Source organism: Sphingomonas sp. CBMAI 2297, from assembly GCF_029870595.1.
In the GTDB taxonomy this organism is placed as follows: domain Bacteria; phylum Pseudomonadota; class Alphaproteobacteria; order Sphingomonadales; family Sphingomonadaceae; genus Sphingomonas.
Genome location: NZ_JAPDIR010000004.1, coordinates 319,497 through 338,426, shown reverse-complemented (window position 1 = coordinate 338,426; position 18,930 = coordinate 319,497). Strand labels below are relative to the sequence as shown.

General features: G+C 66.6%; 13 protein-coding genes. 8 read left to right on the top strand and 5 right to left on the bottom strand.

What is annotated here, in order from left to right; genetic code table 11:
• The 3 genes from OMP43_RS08515 to OMP43_RS08505 form a co-directional block, all read left to right on the top strand.
• Window positions 1–2,349: amino acid adenylation domain-containing protein (locus OMP43_RS08515; protein ID WP_280279279.1), on the top strand; the 2,349-nt coding region annotated here is incomplete at its 5' end.
• Window positions 2,350–2,476: 127 nt separating this feature from the next.
• Entirely contained in the window at window positions 2,477–3,781 is a 1,305-nt protein-coding gene (locus tag OMP43_RS08510) for a hypothetical protein (RefSeq protein ID WP_280279278.1), read from the top strand.
• A 336-nt stretch (window positions 3,782–4,117) separates the two neighbouring features.
• The gene (locus tag OMP43_RS08505; RefSeq protein WP_280279277.1) at window positions 4,118–5,542 is read left to right on the top strand and encodes a radical SAM protein; all 1,425 of its coding nucleotides are present in this window, start codon (window positions 4,118–4,120) and stop codon (window positions 5,540–5,542) included.
• 32 nt (window positions 5,543–5,574) lie between these two features.
• Here OMP43_RS08505 and OMP43_RS08500 read toward each other — a convergent pair whose 3' ends face one another.
• From OMP43_RS08500 to OMP43_RS08490, 3 genes are read right to left on the bottom strand one after another with little or no spacing between them, the layout of a single operon-like run.
• A complete protein-coding gene (locus OMP43_RS08500; RefSeq protein ID WP_280279276.1) occupies window positions 5,575–5,880 on the bottom strand; it encodes a DUF3325 family protein in 306 nt (101 codons plus the stop codon).
• Window positions 5,870–7,471: a PepSY-associated TM helix domain-containing protein gene (locus OMP43_RS08495; protein WP_280279275.1), complete on the bottom strand. Its 1,602-nt coding sequence runs from the start codon at window positions 7,469–7,471 to the stop codon at window positions 5,870–5,872. The genes OMP43_RS08500 and OMP43_RS08495 overlap by 11 nt, the downstream gene beginning before the upstream one ends.
• On the bottom strand, window positions 7,468–7,758 hold the full coding sequence (locus OMP43_RS08490) for an iron transporter (RefSeq protein WP_280279274.1): 291 nt from the start codon (window positions 7,756–7,758) through the stop codon (window positions 7,468–7,470). Before OMP43_RS08490 ends, OMP43_RS08495 begins: the two co-directional genes overlap by 4 nt.
• A gap of 128 nt (window positions 7,759–7,886) precedes the next feature.
• Here OMP43_RS08490 and OMP43_RS08485 point away from each other — a divergent pair, with 128 nt between their 5' ends.
• Window positions 7,887–10,151: a TonB-dependent siderophore receptor gene (locus OMP43_RS08485; RefSeq protein WP_280279273.1), complete on the top strand. Its 2,265-nt coding sequence runs from the start codon at window positions 7,887–7,889 to the stop codon at window positions 10,149–10,151.
• Window positions 10,152–10,211: 60 nt separating this feature from the next.
• Here OMP43_RS08485 and OMP43_RS08480 read toward each other — a convergent pair whose 3' ends face one another.
• Window positions 10,212–10,637, bottom strand: coding sequence for a VOC family protein (locus OMP43_RS08480; protein WP_280279272.1), 426 nt, complete (start codon window positions 10,635–10,637; stop codon window positions 10,212–10,214).
• A gap of 244 nt (window positions 10,638–10,881) precedes the next feature.
• Here OMP43_RS08480 and OMP43_RS08475 point away from each other — a divergent pair, with 244 nt between their 5' ends.
• Window positions 10,882–11,550, top strand: a complete 669-nt coding sequence (locus OMP43_RS08475; RefSeq protein WP_280279271.1) for a LuxR C-terminal-related transcriptional regulator — start codon at window positions 10,882–10,884, stop codon at window positions 11,548–11,550.
• Between the two features lie 70 nt (window positions 11,551–11,620).
• On the opposite strand, the gene OMP43_RS08470 is transcribed toward OMP43_RS08475, so the two are convergent.
• Entirely contained in the window at window positions 11,621–12,475 is an 855-nt protein-coding gene (locus tag OMP43_RS08470) for a TetR/AcrR family transcriptional regulator (RefSeq protein ID WP_280279270.1), read from the bottom strand.
• Window positions 12,476–12,634: 159 nt separating this feature from the next.
• Here OMP43_RS08470 and OMP43_RS08465 point away from each other — a divergent pair, with 159 nt between their 5' ends.
• From OMP43_RS08465 to OMP43_RS08455, 3 genes are read left to right on the top strand one after another with little or no spacing between them, the layout of a single operon-like run.
• The gene (locus OMP43_RS08465) at window positions 12,635–15,418 is read left to right on the top strand and encodes a TonB-dependent receptor (RefSeq protein ID WP_280279269.1); all 2,784 of its coding nucleotides are present in this window, start codon (window positions 12,635–12,637) and stop codon (window positions 15,416–15,418) included.
• A 43-nt stretch (window positions 15,419–15,461) separates the two neighbouring features.
• On the top strand, window positions 15,462–17,027 hold the full coding sequence (locus OMP43_RS08460; RefSeq protein ID WP_280279268.1) for a hypothetical protein: 1,566 nt from the start codon (window positions 15,462–15,464) through the stop codon (window positions 17,025–17,027).
• 23 nt (window positions 17,028–17,050) lie between these two features.
• Window positions 17,051–18,634, top strand: a complete 1,584-nt coding sequence (locus OMP43_RS08455) for a long-chain-fatty-acid--CoA ligase (RefSeq protein ID WP_280279267.1) — start codon at window positions 17,051–17,053, stop codon at window positions 18,632–18,634.
• Window positions 18,635–18,930: the final 296 nt, after the last annotated feature.

The following is an 18,930-nucleotide window of genomic DNA, read 5'->3' as shown; positions in this document are numbered from 1 at the left end:
GGCATCTTCCTGCATCGCGGCATCGACATGGTCGTGGCGCTCTACGCGGTGGCGAAGGCGGGGGCGGCCTATGTGCCGATCGATCCGGACCTGCCCGATGCGCGGGTCCTGGACATGATCGCGGATGCCGGCGTCGATTGCATCGTCGCGCAATCGGCGCAGGCCGGACGCGTCGCACCCGGCGGCGCGCGCGTGCTGGACCTGGACGGGATCGCCGATGCCCTGCGCGCAATGCCCGAGACCTCGATCGCGCTGCGCCAGCCATCGAGCGGAATCGCCTATCTCATGTACACTTCGGGCTCCACCGGACGGCCCAAGGCGGTGCAGTTTCCCATCGATGCCGCGATCCTGTCGATCCGCTGGCTCCAGCACCAATATCCGGTCGAGCCGGGCGATCATCATCTGTTCAAGACGCCGTTCGGTTTCGACGTGTCCATCTGGGAGATATTCTGGCCGCTCTACCATGGCGGCACGCTGGTGGTTTGCGGGCCCGACGGCCATCGCGATCCCGCCTATCTGCGCAGCCTGATCGAGCGGCATGGCGTAACCTGCGCCAATTTCGTCCCGTCCATGCTGCAGGTCATGCTCGACGAACTGCCCCCGGCGGCGAGCTGCCCGTCGCTGCGCTGGGTGCTGAGCGGCGGAGAGGCGCTTTCGCCCCAGCTGCGCGATCGGTGCCATGCGCTGCTGCCGCATGCGACGCTCGTCAATCTCTATGGGCCGACGGAGACGCATTCGGTAACCGACATCGTGGTGCCGAGGGATCCGGGCAATGGCTTCGTCCCGCTCGGCCGCCCATCCGCGGCCTATCGGCTCTATGTTCTCGACGGCGAGCTGGAGCCGGTGCCGATCGGCGTCGTGGGCGAGCTCCATATCGGCGGCGATATCGGCGTGTCGCACGGCTATCTGGGCAGGCCCGCGCTCACGGCGGAGCGCTTCGTCCCGGATCCGTTCGGCTCGCCCGGCGCGCGCATGTACCGCAGCGGCGACGTGTGCCGCTATTACGCCGATGGCGTGCTCGAGCATCTCGGGCGGGGAGACCGCCAGGTGAAGATCCGCGGCGTGCGCGTCGAGCTTGGCGAGATCGAGGCCGCGCTGCTGGACGAGCCGGGGATAAGGTCCGTCGTCGCCGCGGCGATCGGGGACGGCACGGATCGCCAGCTGGCGGCATTCGTCGTGCCGGAGGATGGCGGGATCGAGGCGGCGGCGGTGCTGCATCGCGTCGCGGGCCGGTTACCGCGGCACATGATCCCCGCGGCGATCGTTCCGCTCCCGGCGATTCCCCATTCGATCAACGGCAAGATCGACCATGCGGCGCTGGCCCGGCTCTGGGCCGCCCGGGCGGACGCCTTGCCCCTGGGCGACGGCGCGCCGGCGCTCAGCGACACCGAGCAACGGCTCAAGCGCCTGTACGAGCAGATTCTGGGCCGCTCCGACATCGATCCGGAGCGCAGCTTCTTCGAGATGGGCGGCCATTCGATGCTCGCGTTCCGCCTGACGGCGGCATGCGAGCGGGAATTCGGCATCGTGCTGTCGATGCAGGCGCTGTTCACGCACGACACGGTCCGGGGGCTCGCGCGCGAGATCGAGACGGTGCGGACCAGCCAGCGGCTGTCGCTGGTTCCGATGGAGCGCGGCCCGGAAGCCGGGCGACGGGTGGTCTTCCTGGTGCACGGCGCCGACGGCACCACGGTGCCGCTTCGCCATCTCGCAAAGGCACTGCGCGGCGATTGCGCGGTCTACGGCTTCCAGGCGCCGGGCCTGGACGACGAGAGCGATATTCCGCGATCGGTGCAAGCCTATGCCGAACGCTATGTCCGGATCGCGGAGCAGGTGGCCGAGGGGCGCCGGATCATTCTGGCCGGCTGGTCCTATGGCGGCGCGGTTGCGCTCGAGATGGCGCGGCTCTGGCAGGAACAGGGCCTGCCGGTGGAAGCCACGATCCTGCTCGACTCCTTCGTCCTCGCGCCCGTATCGGCATCGCGGCAGGGCGACGCCGATGCCGGGTTCGACGGCATCGATTTCCTGGGTGCCGGACCGGTGGGGGAGGGCGTGCTGCTCGATCGGCTCGCATCGATCCTGAAGGCGAATCTCCGCTCGTTCCTCCGCTATTTTCCCGAGCGGTTTTCCGGTCGCGTCGAATTGATCAAGGCCGGTCGCGGCTTTCCCAATCTGTCGGGCGCGCTGCTGGGCGATTACGACTCGACGTCCCGAAGCTGGGAGCACTTCCTCGACCATATCGCGACGCATGAGGTCGATGCCGATCATTTCGATCTTCTGTCCGAAGGAAGCGCCGAGATGACCGCGAAGAAGATGCTGAATATCATGGATTTATGCCATGAAACATAGATCTGGATCAGCCGAACTTCATGAAGTTCATGCTTAATATGGATAATAGATATGCCGGAACTTTGATGTTATGCTGGTTGGGTAATCAAGTTCACGGGAATTCGTATAGACAAGCGGGAGGGAAGGCATGTCCACGAAGAATCCGGTGGCATTCGTGCCAGAGGCCTATAATCCAGACGCCTATAATCCCAACGCGTATAACATGATCGTCTATTCGCGGCCGCAAAATCATTCCGAGCTGATGTTCTTTCCCCGGCGGCCGCAGGGCGGGCTTTCTACCCTGGAGGAAATTGCCAGCTCCAGCGGCGGCCAGGATATCCAGAGCGCGAGCGAACGAGGCGGGCAGCAGTTCGGCGCCGCGTTCACCGCCAAGGCGATGACCGCCGAATCCCGAAGCGAGCCGGGGGCGGTCGTGGCCTTTCTCGAAGGCTGCTATCCGATGGCGGTCATGTTCAACACGGCCACCGGCGCCTGGACCTCGGCACAGGCGCAGGCCGCCATTGCCGCCGCGGACCGGACGAACGTGTTCCGCGCGCTCGAAGGGCTTCCCGGCCAGACCGAGGTGCCGGTCGTGGTGGAATCGGCAAAGGCGCTTGGCGACGCGATCGGCAAGGTCGCGAGCAGCGCCGGGCGTGCGCTCGTCCAGTCGAGCGTGGCGCCGATGTGCGCGGACATGCGGCTCGTCGACGTCTCGCGCAGCCCGGCCGTGCCCGTCGATATCTATGAAGCGGCGACCAAGACCTCTCCCGATCATCTCCTGATCGTGGCGCCGTTCCTCGGCCAGAAGGACTCGAAGCCGGAGATCTGCTGCGACGGCATTCTCGCGAATGGCGAACTGGTCTTCTCGGCCTTTTCGGAAAAGGCGCGCGTCGCTTCCGAGCCGCCTTATGAAGATCTTCGCATCGTCACCTCCGATGATCTCGATCCCGCTGTCCGCGAGGCCGCGCGCGATGTGGCGGCGCAGCTGGCGGCGAAGCTCGGGGTGCGGAACTGCGTGTTCCATGCCGAATTCTGGGTTACCGGCAATGGGCCGCAACTCAGCGATTTCATGACCCGTCCGGGCGGCGGGCTCATTCCCGAGATGGTGAAGGCCAAATGGGGCGTCGATCTGCGTGCCGCGCACGTCTATGCCAGCTTTGCGATGGCGGACGAGCTGGTGCGTATCGCGAGGGAAGCGAAGACCGCTCCCGAGCAAGTGGCGATCGGCAGCCTTTATTCCGCTCCCGGGAAGACCGCGACGATGCTGGGGAATGACGAGCGCGCCACCCTGGCCGAGGACGGGCGCGTGATCGCCTACAGCGTCGTGAGCGAGTTCTCCAACTCCGCCGTGGGCAGCAACGATTCGCGTGGGGCCTTGTGCGTGAAAGGAGCCGATTCCGCCGGAGCGGTCGCCGCGCTCGATGCCATCGCCGCGCGCTTCGGCCTTGCTTGAGCATGACCGTCAGTTGAGCCGGATCATTTTGGGAAGGGAGGGCGCTATGCGAGCCTGGTTGTCGATCGCGGGCTGAGATGCCCGCACAGCAGCGCCCGTCGCGCGACCGGGATGCACCGTGAAGCAATGCATTTCGGATCGGGCGAGGGGCGCTCGTTCCTGTTGTCCGGGTCAGTCGCGGTTGCGCGGTGACTCGCCGGACGAAGTGCGTCTCGGCGGCCGGGGACCGGCATCGATTGGATATTCCCTCGTTGCGCGTGGGGGTGGGCGGCTTCGTGCCCGCCATCGGTGTCGTCGCGCCCCATGGGACTGGCATTGAGTCATAGGGGGCAAGCCATGCGAGACGAGTATCTTTCGTTGTTTCTGCCGCAGGACATCCTGCTCGAATCCTTCACCTTCCCCTTCTTCGACATCAACTACACCGTCGATCCGGTGGCGATGGCGAGCCTGTTCCACAACACCCCCGATCCCACGCCGGGGCGCGGCAAGCGCGGGCTCTATGTCCACATACCGTTCTGCGAGACGGTCTGCGCCTTCTGCCCCTTCATAAAATCGGTCGGCACGCTGGAGCGGATCGAACGCTATCTCGAGGCGCTCCATCTCGAGATCTCGATGCTCGCGGAAACGCCGCTTTGCGGGTCCTGGACGTTCGATGCGGTGTATCTCGGCGGCGGGACTCCGTCGGTGCTCAGCCCGCGCCAGATCGATGCGCTGCTGGTGCATATCCGCTCCGCCTTCCGCCTGTCGTCCGATCTCGAAATGACGATCGAGGTCGAGCCGAAATCGGCGACGGAGGCGTTTTGCGCGGCAGCGGCGGGCGCGGGGGCGAACCGCGTTTCGTTCGGCGTCCAGACGCTGAACCCACGCTATCGCGAGATGATGAACCTCACCGCCTCGCTCGACCAGATCCAGGCATTGGCCGCCCGGTCGCGCAAGCTGTTCGAGGCCGCCAATTTCGACATGATCGTCGGCTATCCGGGCCAGACCGAGCGCGAGGTGGAGGACGACATGGCCGCCGCGCTGGCGCTCGACGTGGGGAATATCTCGGTCTTCCCGCTCGATTATCTCGCCACCTTGCCCAGTTTCCTCGATCGTGTCCGCCGTGGCGAATATCCGCCGCCGCCGCCGAGCGCGCGGCGCTGGGAGCTCTTCCATCACGCCCGTGCCGAGCTCGCCAGGGGCTATGACGCCCAGAACATGTATTTCTTCTCGGAGCCGGGAATGCCGGGTTGCCGCTACATGTTCGATATCGTGTACGGCGGCTATTTCGACGAGTTCGTCGGGGTCGGGGCGGGTGCCTACAGCATGCTCAGGGGGCTGGCCTACAGCAACGATCAGTTCGAGAGGAACTATACGCAGGCGCTGCTCGAGGAGCGCAGGCTGCCGATCGCCATGGCCACGCCGGGCCATGCCTATGAGAAACACTATGTCTATTTCGGCAAGCGCACGCGCGCCGATCTCTCGGAGGCCCGGGAGCTCGGCATCGATACGGTCATCGCCGCGAAATTGAATGCGCTGGAGGGTGCGGGCTATGTCGCGCGCGATCGGCAGCTTTACACGCTCACCCCGGCGGGGGAACGTATCTATGCCCAGATCATGGTAGGTTTTCTGAGCGACCATCAGCGCCGACTCTACGATCGGGTCTGCCTGCGGATGAAAGACAAGCTGAACTGGAACTTCGACGGCGCCCAGAGCGCGGACACCGCCGCGGCGCGGGGCCTGGCCGCGTTCAATGTGATGCCGCAGCGCAAGGCGCTCTAGTCGAGCGGCGGTTCGTGGGCACTGCTGGCTGGTCAAACAAGGCAAAGCGTCAGCGCGATCGCCGCCATGGGCATCCAGGGAGCCGTGGCGATCGCAGGCCAGCGCGAATGGACGAGGACGAGTGTCACTCCGCTTGCCGACAATAGCGCGAGCCACGCGGGAACGGCCTGATAGGGGCCAAATCTGTGCGCCGCGGCGAACAACGAGGCGAGGAGCAGGAACCAGCCGATGATCCGCGCCCGAGGTTGAGCGGGGCGGAGCGATCCGGCGCGTCGCTGCTTCCCCTGCGCGAGATTGGCGAGACCCGCATAGCCGAGCAGGGCAACTTCAAGCGACATCGGCAGCCTCCCGAACCTCGGGCCGGGCAACCTCGGGCCGGGCAGGGACGGTGCGCCGGCTTGGCCGGGCCGCGGCGATCGGCCGCTTTGCCAGCCGCCACGCCGCGAAGCCGAGCGCCGCGGCCAGCAGGGCCATGGTGGCGTCGAACGCGAGGAAGAGGCCATCGAACGGCTGCGGCGCCGACGGAATCCCGCGCATGGCGGCCAGATCCGCGATGGGGATCGCCGCGAAGACCAGGGCAGCGATCGCCAGCGTCTCGATCCACGCCCGGCGGGCCGGACGGAGCAGCGACAGCCCGGCCAGCCCGAACCAGGTCCAGAACATGGCGGAGACCTCCAGATCGGCACGGCCGGGCAGCATCGGCGGCAGCAACCGGTTGGCGAGCAGATAGGCCGCCATTCCCGCGGGCAGGCAGGCGATCACCCCGATATTGAGCCGTTCGACGAGCGACAGGCCGAAGAAGGGCTTCGCGCCCGGCCTGCGTCGCTTCACGGTCCACAGCACCAGGCCCGTCGCGACCATCGCGCCGCCGGTAAGGCCGAGCAGGAAGCAGACCCAGCGCAGCAACGGCCCGGCGAACCAGGCCAGGTGCAGGCCGAGCATCACGCCGGCGGTCTCCACGGCGGGGCCGGGCGCGGGAGAGGCGGCCAGCCTTTGGCCGGAGCCGCCGGCATAGGTGATCGATGCACCGCGCGCGTTCAGCCTGTCGTCGCTCGAGCGGAGCAACGTGACGGTGGAGGATGCGTCGTCGGGATTGCCCACGATGATCCGCGAGACCCGGGCACCCCGCCATTCCGCCGATGCCGCCTCGACGAACCGTGCGATGTCGGCGAGCTGTCCCGGCCGCCCCGATGCGCGCTGATTGGCGGTGTCTCCATAGAGGCTCGCGGAAAAGGCGGCGGGCTGCGGATAATTGGCCGCGATCGGCCAGGGCATGTACATCACGACGAGCGTGATCAGCCCGGTATAGGTGATCATCGCATGATAGGGCAGGGCGAGCACCGCGGAGACGTTGTGCGCGTCCAGCCAGCTGCGCTGCCCCTTGCTCCAGCGCAGCGTGAAGAAATCGACGAATATGCGCTTGTGCGTGATCACGCCGGACAGGATCGCCCCGAGCATGAACATCGCGCACAGCCCGGCGAGCCACCTGCCCCAGGGGTGGGGCAGCTGCAGCTGGAAATGGAAGCGATAGAAGAATTCGCCGCCGCGGGTCTCGCGCGCCTCGACGGGGAGGCCGCTTGCCGGATCCAGGCGGATTTCCGGCCGGCGCGGCGCACGCGGCGCCCTGGGATCGGAGTTGGGCCGGGCGCGTGTGAACACCCGGGTCACGAGCGTGCGCTCGGTCGGGAGGTAGATGGTCCATTGCTCGTCGTGCGGCGCGTTCCGCTGGAGCCAGGCGATAGCGCCGCGGGCCGCTTCGGACTGGGCGACGGGCCGCGGCCGGAACTCCGGTTGCATCCACCGAGTGACCTCGGGGCGGAAATAGCTCGCGGTGCCGGTCAAGAACATCGCGAAGAGGATCCAGCCGGCGACCAGTCCGAGCCAGCCATGGATCCACGCCATCGACTGGCGCAAGCCCTTGCCCCTCACGGGCGGATCCCCAGCAGCAGCGCGGTGCCGCCGGCGGCGATGGCCGTGCCCCAGATCAGGCCCGCAACCCGCACGAGCCGCGGCTCGTGAAACGCCCATAGCCCGAACATGGCATAGAGCAGGAAGGAAAGGATCATTCCCCAGACGGTGGCTTCGACCCGCGCGACCGGCAACGACCGAGCCGCCAGCGTCGCCAAGGCCGCCGCCGCGGCATAGCCGCCGACCAGCGCGGTCAGGCAGCGCCCCGCCATCGACCATCGCTGCCCGACTCCCTGGGCCCTTGCCATTCCATTCCCCCTTTTCCCGCCTTGCATCGGCTGGCGATCCCTCCTAGCAGCAAATGCGAATCGTTATCAATAACAAAGGGGGTTTTGTGGCTGCTGCTTCCCGTCGCTCGCGTTTCCGTGGATTCCTGATGCATTCGGCATGGGTGCCGGCGTTCGCGCTCCTGTGCGCACCCGCCCATGCCAAGGATGAGCCGGACGAGGACAAGGCCCAGGATTCCGCCATCGTGGTGACGGGCCTGCGCGAGAAGCAGGCGGGGTCCGGCACCAAGACCGACACGCCGCTGATGGAGACGCCGCAGACCATCACCGTGATCGACAATGACGAGCTGGTTCGCCGCAACGCGCTGTCGATCAACCAGGCGCTCGGCTATGTCGCGGGCGTGGCGGCCAATCAGCGCGGAGGCATGGTCACGCGCTACGACCAGCTCATCCTGCGCGGTTTCGCGCCGGGGGTGTATCTCGACGGCATGCGGCTGCTGGCCGGTCCCTATTCGACACCGCAGATCGACTTCAATCGCATAGACCATATCGATGTCGTGAAGGGCCCCGCATCGGTTCTGTACGGCAATTCGACGCCGGGTGGCCTGATCAACCTGACGAGCAAGATGCCCGAGCGCGTGGCGTCCGGCCGGTTCGAGTTGCAGCTGGGCAATTACGACACGGTCCGCGCGGTGGCCGACATCAACCAGCCGCTCGATGCCGACGGCCGGTGGCGCGCGCGCATCGTCGGCGGCTGGCAGAAGGGGGACGGGCTGACCCGCGGCACCTTCTCCGAACGCTATCACGTCAGCCCGATGCTGACCTTCGCGCCCGACGATGCGACGAGCCTGACGCTGATCGCCTCCTACCAGCGCTCGCCGAGCGGCGGAGGCTATTCGGGCGTTTCGGCCTATGGCTCGGTCCTGCCCAATCCCAATGGCCGGCTGCCGCGCGACATCAACACCGGCGATCCCGGCTATGAGCGCTACGATCACCGCGCCAAGTCGATCGAGGCGCTGTTCCGCCACGATTTCAACGCGAACCTCTCGTTCCGGTCGAGCGCCCGCTTCCAGAACAACTGGCTGAGCTATCGCCAGCTCTATGTGACGGGCTTCGCGACGACCGGGACGGGCGCGAACCGCAATACGGACTATTCGACGATCATTCGCGGCGGCGGCGGCGCGGACGAGAATTTCGACACGCTGACGCTCGACAACAGCTTCAACGCCCGGTTCGAGACCGGACCGCTCCGGCACAACATACTGGCGGGCATCGACTATCAGCACATCGCGGGCGAGAATTTCCAGCAGTTCAACACCGGGGTTTCGAGCAATCCGCTCACCAGCATCCCCAATCTGAACCTCTATCGTCCATCCTATGGCGGCACCCTGCCGAGCTTCGACCTGACCAAGCTGTCGAGCGCCTATACCAACAGCTACAGCAAGCGCGATCAGGTCGGCGTGTATCTGCAGGACCAGATCGCGATCGGCCGGCTCCAGCTCATCGCCAGCGGACGCTATGACTGGTACGACCAGACGACGCTCAACAAGCGCAGCAATGCGATGACGCCGTTCGGCCAGACCGCGTTCACCGGCCGGCTCGGCGCGCTGTACGAGCTGCCGTTCGGCGTCTCGCCCTATGTGAGCTATTCGGAATCGTTCGAGCCGCAGACGGGCGCGACCTGGGACGGGGTTCCGTTCGATCCGGTCTCCGGGCGCCAATATGAGGCGGGCATCAAATATCAGCCGCGCGGCACCAATGCCCTGTTCACCGTCTCTGCCTATGACCTGCGTCGCCAGAAGGTTCCGGTGGGCGATCCGCGCGCCGGCACCAACGGAATCCCCTCGACGGCGCAGATCCAGATCGGCGAGGTGCGTGTGCGCGGCCTCGAGTTCGAGGGGCGGGGGGAAGTGACTCCGGGCTTCGACGTGGTGGTCGCCGCCGCCTATACCGACGCCATCATCACCCAGGGCGCGCCCGCCGTCGCGCCGACCGCGACCAGCAGCGGCACGCCGACCACCACCGGCACCCGTCAGCTCGGCACGCCTGAATGGGCGGCCTCGACATTCCTGTCCTATGATTTCGGCAAGAGCGGGCGCATCGCCGGCCCTCTTGGCGGGCTCAGGACAGGCTTCGGCGTTCGCTATGTCGGCAGCTCCGACGGCACCACCGCCTACAAGGTGATCAACGGCGTCACCACGTTCGAGCGCTTCACGACCGGGAGCTTCACTCTGGTCGACGCGATGCTCGGCTATGATCTCGGGCGGGCGACGCCGGCGCTGCGGGGCTTCTCGCTCGCGCTCAACGCGTCGAACCTGTTCGACAAGACCTATGTGTCTGCCTGCCCCTTCAGCAACAGCTGCTATTTCGGCGCGGGGCGGACAGTGGTGGGTTCGCTGCGCTTTCAGTGGTGAGCGGTGCATCGGGGCGGCCATCCGAAGGCCGCGCCTGGTGTGTTCCTGCCGGATGAGCGGTCAGGTCGTCACGGCCCCTTGCGGACGATCTCCTGTCGAGATGTCCAACGGGGGCCTGATGCGTGTCGTGAGCCCCAGCGTGCGGCCCTCATTGTCCTTGAAGAAGGCCATCCATTCCTCGGTGCCGTCTCCGTACCGATGGATCCTGCGCGGCGGGTTCATGAATTCCACGCCCGCGGACTGGAGCGCGACGAGCGTCAGGCGGATATCCTCGACTTGAAAATAGAGGATCGATTCTCCGCCGCCGCCGCCGGGCTCTTCGGTCAGAAGCAATCTGACGCCGCCACAATCGAAAGCGGCCAGATCGCCGAGCGAGAAAACATGCTCGAGCCCAAGCACCTCGCCATACCAATGCCGTGCAGCGGCGATATCCTTTACCTGGCGCGAAATCTGGCCGATCGGCCCGATGACCAGCTGGGTTGCCATTTTGTCGGTGCCCTTCGCATGGAGTGAGCCATCGTTGCGTCGCCGATCCGATCCCCGAGTTCGGCGCGGCTGCGCGGGTTAGGTTTCGCGTGAATGCTGGTGACGCGATATTTGGCCAGGATATCGTGCAGTGACCCGATTTTCCCTCCCCTTGGGCGATATGCCGGCGTCAGCGCCTATACCGGCCTTTCGGACCTCGGAGGCGGGGAGTGAAATTCCCGTCTCGCGTCGATAAGCTTCGGGCATGAACGCCAACCGGAAGAGAGGACGGCCCGCCCATCCGGATATTCTGACGCCGGGGGAGTGGCGCGTCGCGAAGGCGGCACGGTTCGGCATGACGAACCGGCAGATCGCCGAGCGGCTCGAAATCGGCGTCGAGGCCGTCAAATTTCATCTCGCGAACATCCTGCTCAAGCTGAGCATGGCGCGCCGGCAGGACCTGGCGAACTGGCCGGGCATGCCGGCGACCGATCGGAATTCTCAGGAGGCCGAAATGCAGCAATCGACCAGGGAAGAATCGCAGCCGCTCATCCCGCCCGGCTTCACGCGGGTCTTCCCCTATCTCTTCGTCAGGAACGCCCGCGACTATCTGGGATTCCTTGACGAGGGCCTGGGCGGCGAAATCATCGACATTCACGCCGCGCCCGACGGCACCGTCCTGAATGCGCATGTTCGCTTCGGCGACACGACCATCATGGTCAGCGAGGCTCGGGGCGAGCAAGCCGCGTCGCGCGCGGCCATCTACCTCTATGTCGTCGATGCGAAGGAAGCCATGGCGCGTGCCGTTGCGGGTGGCGGGCGCGAAGTCAGTCCGGTGGGTTTCCGGCCCTATGGAGAACGGCAAGGCGGCCTGGCCGATCCCTCCGGCAACATCTGGTGGCTCTCGCAAAGACTGGCCCCGGGCGGCTATTGAGGCCGCTCAGCCGAGCGTCCACGCCGAATGGTGCAAGGCATTCGCGATCAGGCGCAAGGACGCATCCCGGTCAGCGCGCGGCCAGCGACCTGATACCGGCGGCGACAAAGGCGGGCAGGCGGTCGGCAATTCCCGCGAAATCCTCGGAGGAGACGGACCCTCCGGAGATTCGGTCGATGCGGCCGGTCTGGCCAAGCGAGAAGGTGAAAGCGCCGGTGAGGAAGTGATAGCCCCAATATAGGGTTTCGCGCGGAACCTCGGGCATCAGCCGCTGCATGTCGTCGATCAGCACGCGCGAGACCTCGTCGAAGACTTCCGACATCAGCGCATGCATGGTGCCGCGCGAGCTGTTCACGAACGCGACGATGGCGGCGTAGTTGCGGTGCCCCTCGCTCAGCATGCCGAACTCGAAGCCCGGGCGGGTAAATGCCTCGAGGAGCCCCTCGAGCGTGCCTTGCCCGCCGGTCGCGGCGCGATAGGCGTCCAGCGCCTGCACGCGCAGCGCGTTGACCACGGGACCGCGCCTGCGGAAGACGGCGGCGAACAGTTGCTCCTTGTCACCGAAATAATAGCGCATTAGCGCGGCATCCACGCCCGCGGCCTCGGCGACGCTCACAAATGTCGTGCCGTCATATCCCTTGGAAGCGAACTCCGCCTCGGCATGATCGAGAATGATCGTCATCGACTCTTCGCGACGTTCGGCGTTCGAGCGCCGCGATGACGGCGACTTTCTCGACTTCCGTTGCGTTGTCACGTCCAAACCCCAGTTGAAACTGTTGCCGCCCCGCCTCTCCCGGCGGGGGAGAAACTCGCGGTGATGCCCAAGCCTCTCGTTCTCGGTAGGCACTTTTTTCCAGGAAAGAAAATAGATTCGCCCCCGATTCCGAAGGGGTTCGCCGCCAGGGGCGAACCGGTTGCGAAACATATTCCTTCCTAACAAAAGAAAGATATTGACTTGGCGGCGCTGTTGGCGGAGTCATTGGATGGAGAGGACGGGCAGACGACGATGGTCGCGCCCAAGCTGAAAAGGGGCGGGTCAATGATCAGGCCGATATTGTTTGCGTCCGCATGCTCGGCAGCGCTGATGGCGGCTCCCGTATATGCGCAATCCGCAGCGAACCCGTCGGGGGAGACGCTGCCGCAAGACTCCCAGAAGGATGCGGGAGCGACTCCCGCCGACGGCGCGGATATCGTCGTGACCGGATCGCGGGCGATCCGCGACGGGTCGCAGGCTCCCACGCCCGTCACGGTCATGGCCGCGGAGGATCTCGCCAAGGCCCAGCCCGGCCTGATCGGCGAGGCGCTCAACCAGCTGCCGTCGTTCCGCGGATCGACGCGCCCGGCAGGTGCCTTTACCGGGGCGGTGGGGCCGCAGTCCGGAAGCTATCTCAACCTTCGCAATCTCGGCGTGCAGCGCACGCTGGTGCTTATCGACGGCCGCCGCGCGGCGCCTTCGTCCCGCGACGGTTCGACCGACATCAACCTGTTCCCGCAAGAGCTGGTGAAGCGCGTCGATGTCGTGACCGGCGGTGCCTCGGCCGCCTATGGGTCCGATGCCGTGGCCGGCGTCGTGAACTTCGTGCTGGACACGCGCTTCACCGGGATCAAGGCGAGCGCGCAGGCGGGCATCTCCGACAAGGGCGACGCCCCGACCTACAAGGCCAGCATCACCGCCGGCCAGTCCTTCGCCGACGGGCGCGGGCGGATCGTGGCCAGCGCCACCTATTTCGAGATGGGCGGCATCCAGAGCGTCGGCGACCGGGACTGGGGGCGGCGCGGCACCGGCTTCCTAGGCAACCCGGCGGTTCCGGGCCAGTTGATCTTCCGCGACGATCTGCGGTCGTCGACCGCGTCTCCCGGCGGCCTGATCCTGAGCGGACCGCTGGCGTTCCAGCAATTCGCTCCCGGCGGAACGCTGGTTCCCTATTCGCGCGGGTCGGCGCAATCGGGGCTGATCCAGGTCGGCGGGGACGGCGCCCAGGTGTTCAGCAACCTTTCCGCCGACGTCACCACCCGCAGCTATTTCGGGCACGCGGAGTTCGACGTAACGCCGTCGCTCACGCTCTATGCCCAGGGCAGCCTGGCACTCGCGCGCAACCACTATAACCAGGCCCAGCAGTTCAACCCGGGCGGCTTCAACGGCTTCACCATCTTCAGCGGCAACGCCTTCCTGAATCCGGCGGTGCAACAGGTGCTGACCACGACGAACACGCCCGCCTTCGCGATGGGCCGGGTGAATTTCGACTTTGGCGAGCCGGCGAACGCGACGGCGCGGGCGCGCACGCTCGATCTCACCGCCGGCTTCCGCTTCGCCGGGGCGGGCGGGCTCCAGGTCGAGGGCTATTTCGAGCATGGCAGGAACCGGACCAACATCCGGACCTACAACAACGTGGCGCTCGAACGCCTCTATGCCGCGGTGGACGCGGTGCGCGATCCTGCCACCAGCCAGATCGTCTGCCGGGTCACGCTCACCAACCCGGGCCTGTATCCCGGCTGCGTTCCGATCAACCTGTTCGGAGCCGGCGCGCCTTCCCAGGCTGCCATAGCCTATGTCGAGGGGGCTTCGAGCTACACCACCAACTTCACCCAGGACGTCGCCGACCTTTCGTTGCGCGCGCAGCCTTTCTCCACCTGGGCGGGGCCGGTCTCCCTCGCGGCCGGCGGCCAGTATCGCCGCGTCGCGCTGGACCAGGTTGCCGACGATATCGCGCAGAGCATCAACGACGCCACCGGCATGCGCGGCTTTCCCCCGGCCTATCAGAACCAGCCCGGCGGCTGGCTGCTCACCAACGTCTTTCCGGTGAAGGGCGCCTATCATCTGTGGGAAGTGTTCGCGGAGGCGGCGGTGCCGCTCGCCCGCGACCTGCCCTTCCTGCATGCGCTCGATATCAACGGCGCCGTGCGATATACCAACTACAGCACGAGCGGCGGAGTGACGACCTGGAAGGCCGGCGCGGTGTGGGAGCCGGTGGCCGGGGTGCGCCTGCGCGGTACCGCCTCGCGCGATATCCGCGCGCCCAACGTGCCGGAGCTGTTCGCCGGGATCGTGCAGAACACCGGCTCGGTGATCGATAACGGCGTCACCGTGCCCATCGTCCAGGCGGCTCGGGGCAACCCTTCGCTGCAGCCCGAAAAGGCCGACACCTATACCGCGGGTATCGTCCTCAGCCCCGCCTTCGCGCCGGGGCTCACCCTGTCGGTCGACTATTATTCCATCGACATCGCCGGCATCATCTCGTCGCTGACGCCGCAGCTGACGCTGAACCAATGCCTGGCCGGCGCCACCAGCCTCTGCGCGAACATCACCCGCAACCCGGCGGGGCAGATCACCCGCATCGAGTCCCCGACGCTGAACCTCAACCGGCTGGCGACATCCGGCCTCGACATCGAGCTCAATTACCGGCCGCGCGGGCAGGTCCTTGGCGGTGCCGCGAGCCTGAGATTCATCGCCAGCTATCTCGACAAGCAGCGGCAGGACATCCGCAACGGCCCGTCCATAGACCGGGCCGGGGAAGTCGGCCTCAGCGCCAATCCGCGCTGGAGCGCGACCGCCGGCCTGGATTGGAAGAGCGGCCCGGTCGAGCTCTTCGCGCAGGAGCGGTTCATCGGCGCGGGAACCTATGACGTCACCCGGGTGGAACCGAAGACCATCGAGAACAATCGCGTGAAGTCCGTCTTCTATACCGACCTGACCGCCGCCGTGCGGCTCAAGGATGGCTATCGCTTCTTCCTGACGGTCAACAATCTGTTCGATCGCGCTCCGCCGCTGGCGCCGAACGGTACGCTCTTCACGTTCATCCCCACCAATCCGCTGCTCTACGACGTGACTGGACGCCAGTTCACGGCGGGTGTGAACATCAAATTCTAGCCCGGCGCCAGAACGCTGCCGAACACGAATGGGAGATCGCTCGATGCATGACCAATCGCTCATTTCACGCCGGAGCGCGCTCCTTGCCGCCGCCTGCGCGCTGGCGAGCGCGAGTGCCCCGGCCCGCGCGCTCGCATCGATGCCGCTCCGCCGGGCGCCGGTGCCGCTGCCGTCCGCCGCGGATATCCGGCGGGACTATCAGGAAATGGTCGATTTCGGCCCCCGGCTTCCCGGCAACGCCAACCATCTCGCGTTCGTGGACTGGATGGCCGGCCAGTTCCAGGACGCCGGCCTCCTGCTCGGCCCGTGCGAATCGTACAGCTATCGGCGATGGGATCCCAAACGCGTCAGCCTCGAAGTCCTGGACGGCGGCGCGCGCAGGCCCGTCGACAAGGTCACCTTCTTCGTCCGTTCGGCGCCCACCGGTCCGGAAGGCGTCACCGGGCCGCTCGTCTATGGCGGCTCGCTGAAGCCGACCGGCCCCGAGGCGCTTCCCGATTTCCCGAAGGGCAGCATCCTCGTCTTCGACGGGCAGCTTCCGCGGATGACGATGGGGAAGCTCACTCATCCCCATTTCGTCCATGTGCGGGACGAACCGGCGGCCGCGTCGCTCGACGCGCCCTATCACCGGCTGTGGACGACCCCGGCATTTCCGCTCGACGCGCTGGCCGAGCGTGGCGTCGCCGGCGTGGCGATCATCATGGACGTCTCGTCGGCGATGATCGAGGGCAATTATTCCCCCCATGCCTCCCATTACCGGCCGAAGGTACCGGCGCTGTTCGTCGGCCAGGATGCGGGCGAGGAACTCCGCCGCGCGGCCAAGGCCGGCAAGACGGCCCGCCTCACGCTCGATGCCGAATGGACGACCGGAGACGTGCCGCAGCTCACCGCGATCCTGCCCGGCGAAAGCGACGAGGTGATGATCATCGACACCCACACCGATGGCCAGAATTTCGTCGAGGAAAATGGCTGCATCACCCTGCTGCACCTCGCCCGTCACTTCGCCAGCCTGCCCAAGGGCGAGCGGCTGCGCCGGAGCCTGGTCTTCGCGGGCTGGCCCGGCCACATGACGGGCGAGATGCCGGAGGCGCCGGGCTGGGCGCTGGCGCACCCCGAGCTCATGAAGCGCGCGGCGGCGGCGTTCACGATCGAGCATCTGGGATCGAGCGAATGGCTGGACATCCCCGGCAAGGGCTATGGGCCCACCGGGCACAACGAATATATGAACTGTCCGACGTCCGCCGGGCCGCTGACCGATATCGTGATCGAGGGCATTAGGCGGCACGACCTGCTGCGGCACGGCGTCGAGCCGGGCCCCGGGGTCACCACGGGCGTGGTGTTCCATGAAAGCGGCGTTCCGCACATGGCGCTCATCGGCGGCCCCAGCTATCTGCTGAGCATCGCTGCCAACGGACATATGGACAAGCTGGATGCCGGGCTGGCGGCGCGCCAGACGGCGATGCTCGCCGAGGTCATCCGCAAGGCGGATCGGGTTCCGATGGCGATGCTCAAGGGCAGCGACCCCAGCCTCGGCGCGAAGCCGGTGACCGGGATGGACACCAGCAGGCGCGGTGCCTGCCGCCCGCCACGGCGCACCACGCCCAATTGATCGCAACTGCCGCCGGAGAAGCCGTGACCACCCCGAGAATCCTGATGACGCCGGCAGCGGATGCCTATGCCTATCCCCTCCTGCTGCGCCACCTGCTCGCCAATGTGGCGCAGCAGACAACCGCGGAGATCGTGAGCGGCCGGCGGCGCTTCAGCTATGCCGACCTGCTCGATCGCGTGACGCGCCTGGCGACGCTGCTCTCCGAACGCGGGGTGCGGGCCGGCGACACGGTCGCGGTGATGGACTGGGACAGCCATCGCTATCTCGAATGCTATTTCGCCATTCCGATGATGGGGGCGGTGCTGCAGACCGTGAACGTGCGGCTGTCATCGGCCCAGATCGAATATACGCTGCGCGAATCCGGCGCTTCCTTCGTCCTCCACCATGCCGATTTCGTTCCGCTGTTCGACGGGATCCGGCCGAACCTTCCCGCGGTACGCGACGCGATCCTGATGGCGGAGGAAGCGAGCGCGGACAGCTATGAGGCGCGGATCGCGGCGACCCCGCCTTCCTTCCGGTTCGCAGATTTCGACGAGCATGCGATCGCGACCACCTTCCATACGACCGGCACCACCGGCAGCCCCAAGCAGGTCTTCTTCAGCCACCGGCAGCTCGTCCTCCACACGCTGGCATTGGCGGCTACCCTGGCGAGCCAGCCCGTCGGCCAGGGCCTTCGGCGTGACGACGTCTATATGCCGATGACGCCGATGTTCCATGTCCATGCATGGGGCCTGCCGTTCGTCGCGACGATGCTGGGGCTCAAGCAGGTCTATCCCGGGCGCTATGATCCGAAGCACCTGCTGGCGCTCAAGCGGCGCGAGCGGGTCAGCTTCTCGCATTGCGTTCCGACGATATTGCGCATGTTGCTCGATGCGCGGGAAGGCGCGGAGTCCCTGGGCCCCTGGACGGTGATCATCGGCGGTTCCGCCCTGCCGCCGTCGCTGGCGGAAGAGGCGGCCCGCGCCGGCCTGTCGACGCTGGTCGGCTTCGGCATGTCCGAGACGGGACCGGTCGTCGCGCTGGCGCGGTCGCCGGGCGGCGATACCGCGGAGCTGTGCCGGGCCGGCTTTCCGATCCCGCTGGTCCATGCGCGCATGGACGAGGCAGGCGGCGGCGAGCTGATGCTGCGCGCGCCCTGGCTGACGCAGGGCTATGGCGCCCAGGCCGCCTCCGACACGCTCTGGGAGGGAGGCTGGCTCCACACCGGCGATGTCGCCGCGATGGACCGGGACGGGGCCATCCGGATCGTCGACCGCCTGAAGGACGTGATCAAGACCGGCGGAGAGTGGGTCTCGTCGATCGCCCTCGAGGCGCTTCTCATGGAGCTGCCCTCGGTGGCGGAAGCCGCGGTCATCGGGGTTCCGGACAGCAAATGGGGCGAGCGGCCCGTCGCTTTCGTCGTCGCGGCCGCTCGCGGCGATGCACCGAGCGCCGAGCTTCTGCGGAACGGCCTGATGCACCATGTCGATGCCGGGCGGCTGAGCCGATACGCCATTCCCGAGCGGGTGCTCGTGCTTGCCGGCCTTCCCCGGACCAGCGTCGGCAAGGTGGACAAGAAGGCGCTTCGCGCCCGCCTGGCCAATGACGAGGCAGAGGCGGGCGCCTGAGAGTCCCGGCCGGGATGGCTTCCCCGAATTGCGCCGCGCAGCCGCCGCGGATCACCTTCGCATGGGTTTCGGGCATGCGCCTATACCATCGTAGCGTTGCGCCATACCGACCACGGGGAATAGTCCGAGCGCGGCATCGGGCATCTCGCGCCCATGCAGTCAAGGGGATGAGATGAACCTGCGAACCGGTATCCGTCGGACGATTGCGGCAAATAGGGGCGCTCAGCGCCACGGTCCGCATCGTGCGATGACGGAAGGTCGATGAACATCGACGCCGCGGTGCCGGCGACGAGCTG

What these genes read in the sequence shown, in the direction of transcription:
- OMP43_RS08465 (WP_280279269.1), top strand. Translation starts at nt 12,635, where the DNA reads ATGGCGGCTCCCGTATATGCGCAATCCGCAGCGAACCCGTCGGGGGAG.
- OMP43_RS08470 (WP_280279270.1), bottom strand. Translation starts at nt 12,475, where the DNA reads ATGTTTCGCAACCGGTTCGCCCCTGGCGGCGAACCCCTTCGGAATCGG.
- OMP43_RS08475 (WP_280279271.1), top strand. Translation starts at nt 10,882, where the DNA reads ATGAACGCCAACCGGAAGAGAGGACGGCCCGCCCATCCGGATATTCTG.
- OMP43_RS08460 (WP_280279268.1), top strand. Translation starts at nt 15,462, where the DNA reads ATGCATGACCAATCGCTCATTTCACGCCGGAGCGCGCTCCTTGCCGCC.
- OMP43_RS08480 (WP_280279272.1), bottom strand. Translation starts at nt 10,637, where the DNA reads ATGGCAACCCAGCTGGTCATCGGGCCGATCGGCCAGATTTCGCGCCAG.
- OMP43_RS08505 (WP_280279277.1), top strand. Translation starts at nt 4,118, where the DNA reads ATGCGAGACGAGTATCTTTCGTTGTTTCTGCCGCAGGACATCCTGCTC.
- OMP43_RS08510 (WP_280279278.1), top strand. Translation starts at nt 2,477, where the DNA reads ATGTCCACGAAGAATCCGGTGGCATTCGTGCCAGAGGCCTATAATCCA.
- OMP43_RS08500 (WP_280279276.1), bottom strand. Translation starts at nt 5,880, where the DNA reads ATGTCGCTTGAAGTTGCCCTGCTCGGCTATGCGGGTCTCGCCAATCTC.
- OMP43_RS08485 (WP_280279273.1), top strand. Translation starts at nt 7,887, where the DNA reads ATGCATTCGGCATGGGTGCCGGCGTTCGCGCTCCTGTGCGCACCCGCC.
- OMP43_RS08490 (WP_280279274.1), bottom strand. Translation starts at nt 7,758, where the DNA reads ATGGCAAGGGCCCAGGGAGTCGGGCAGCGATGGTCGATGGCGGGGCGC.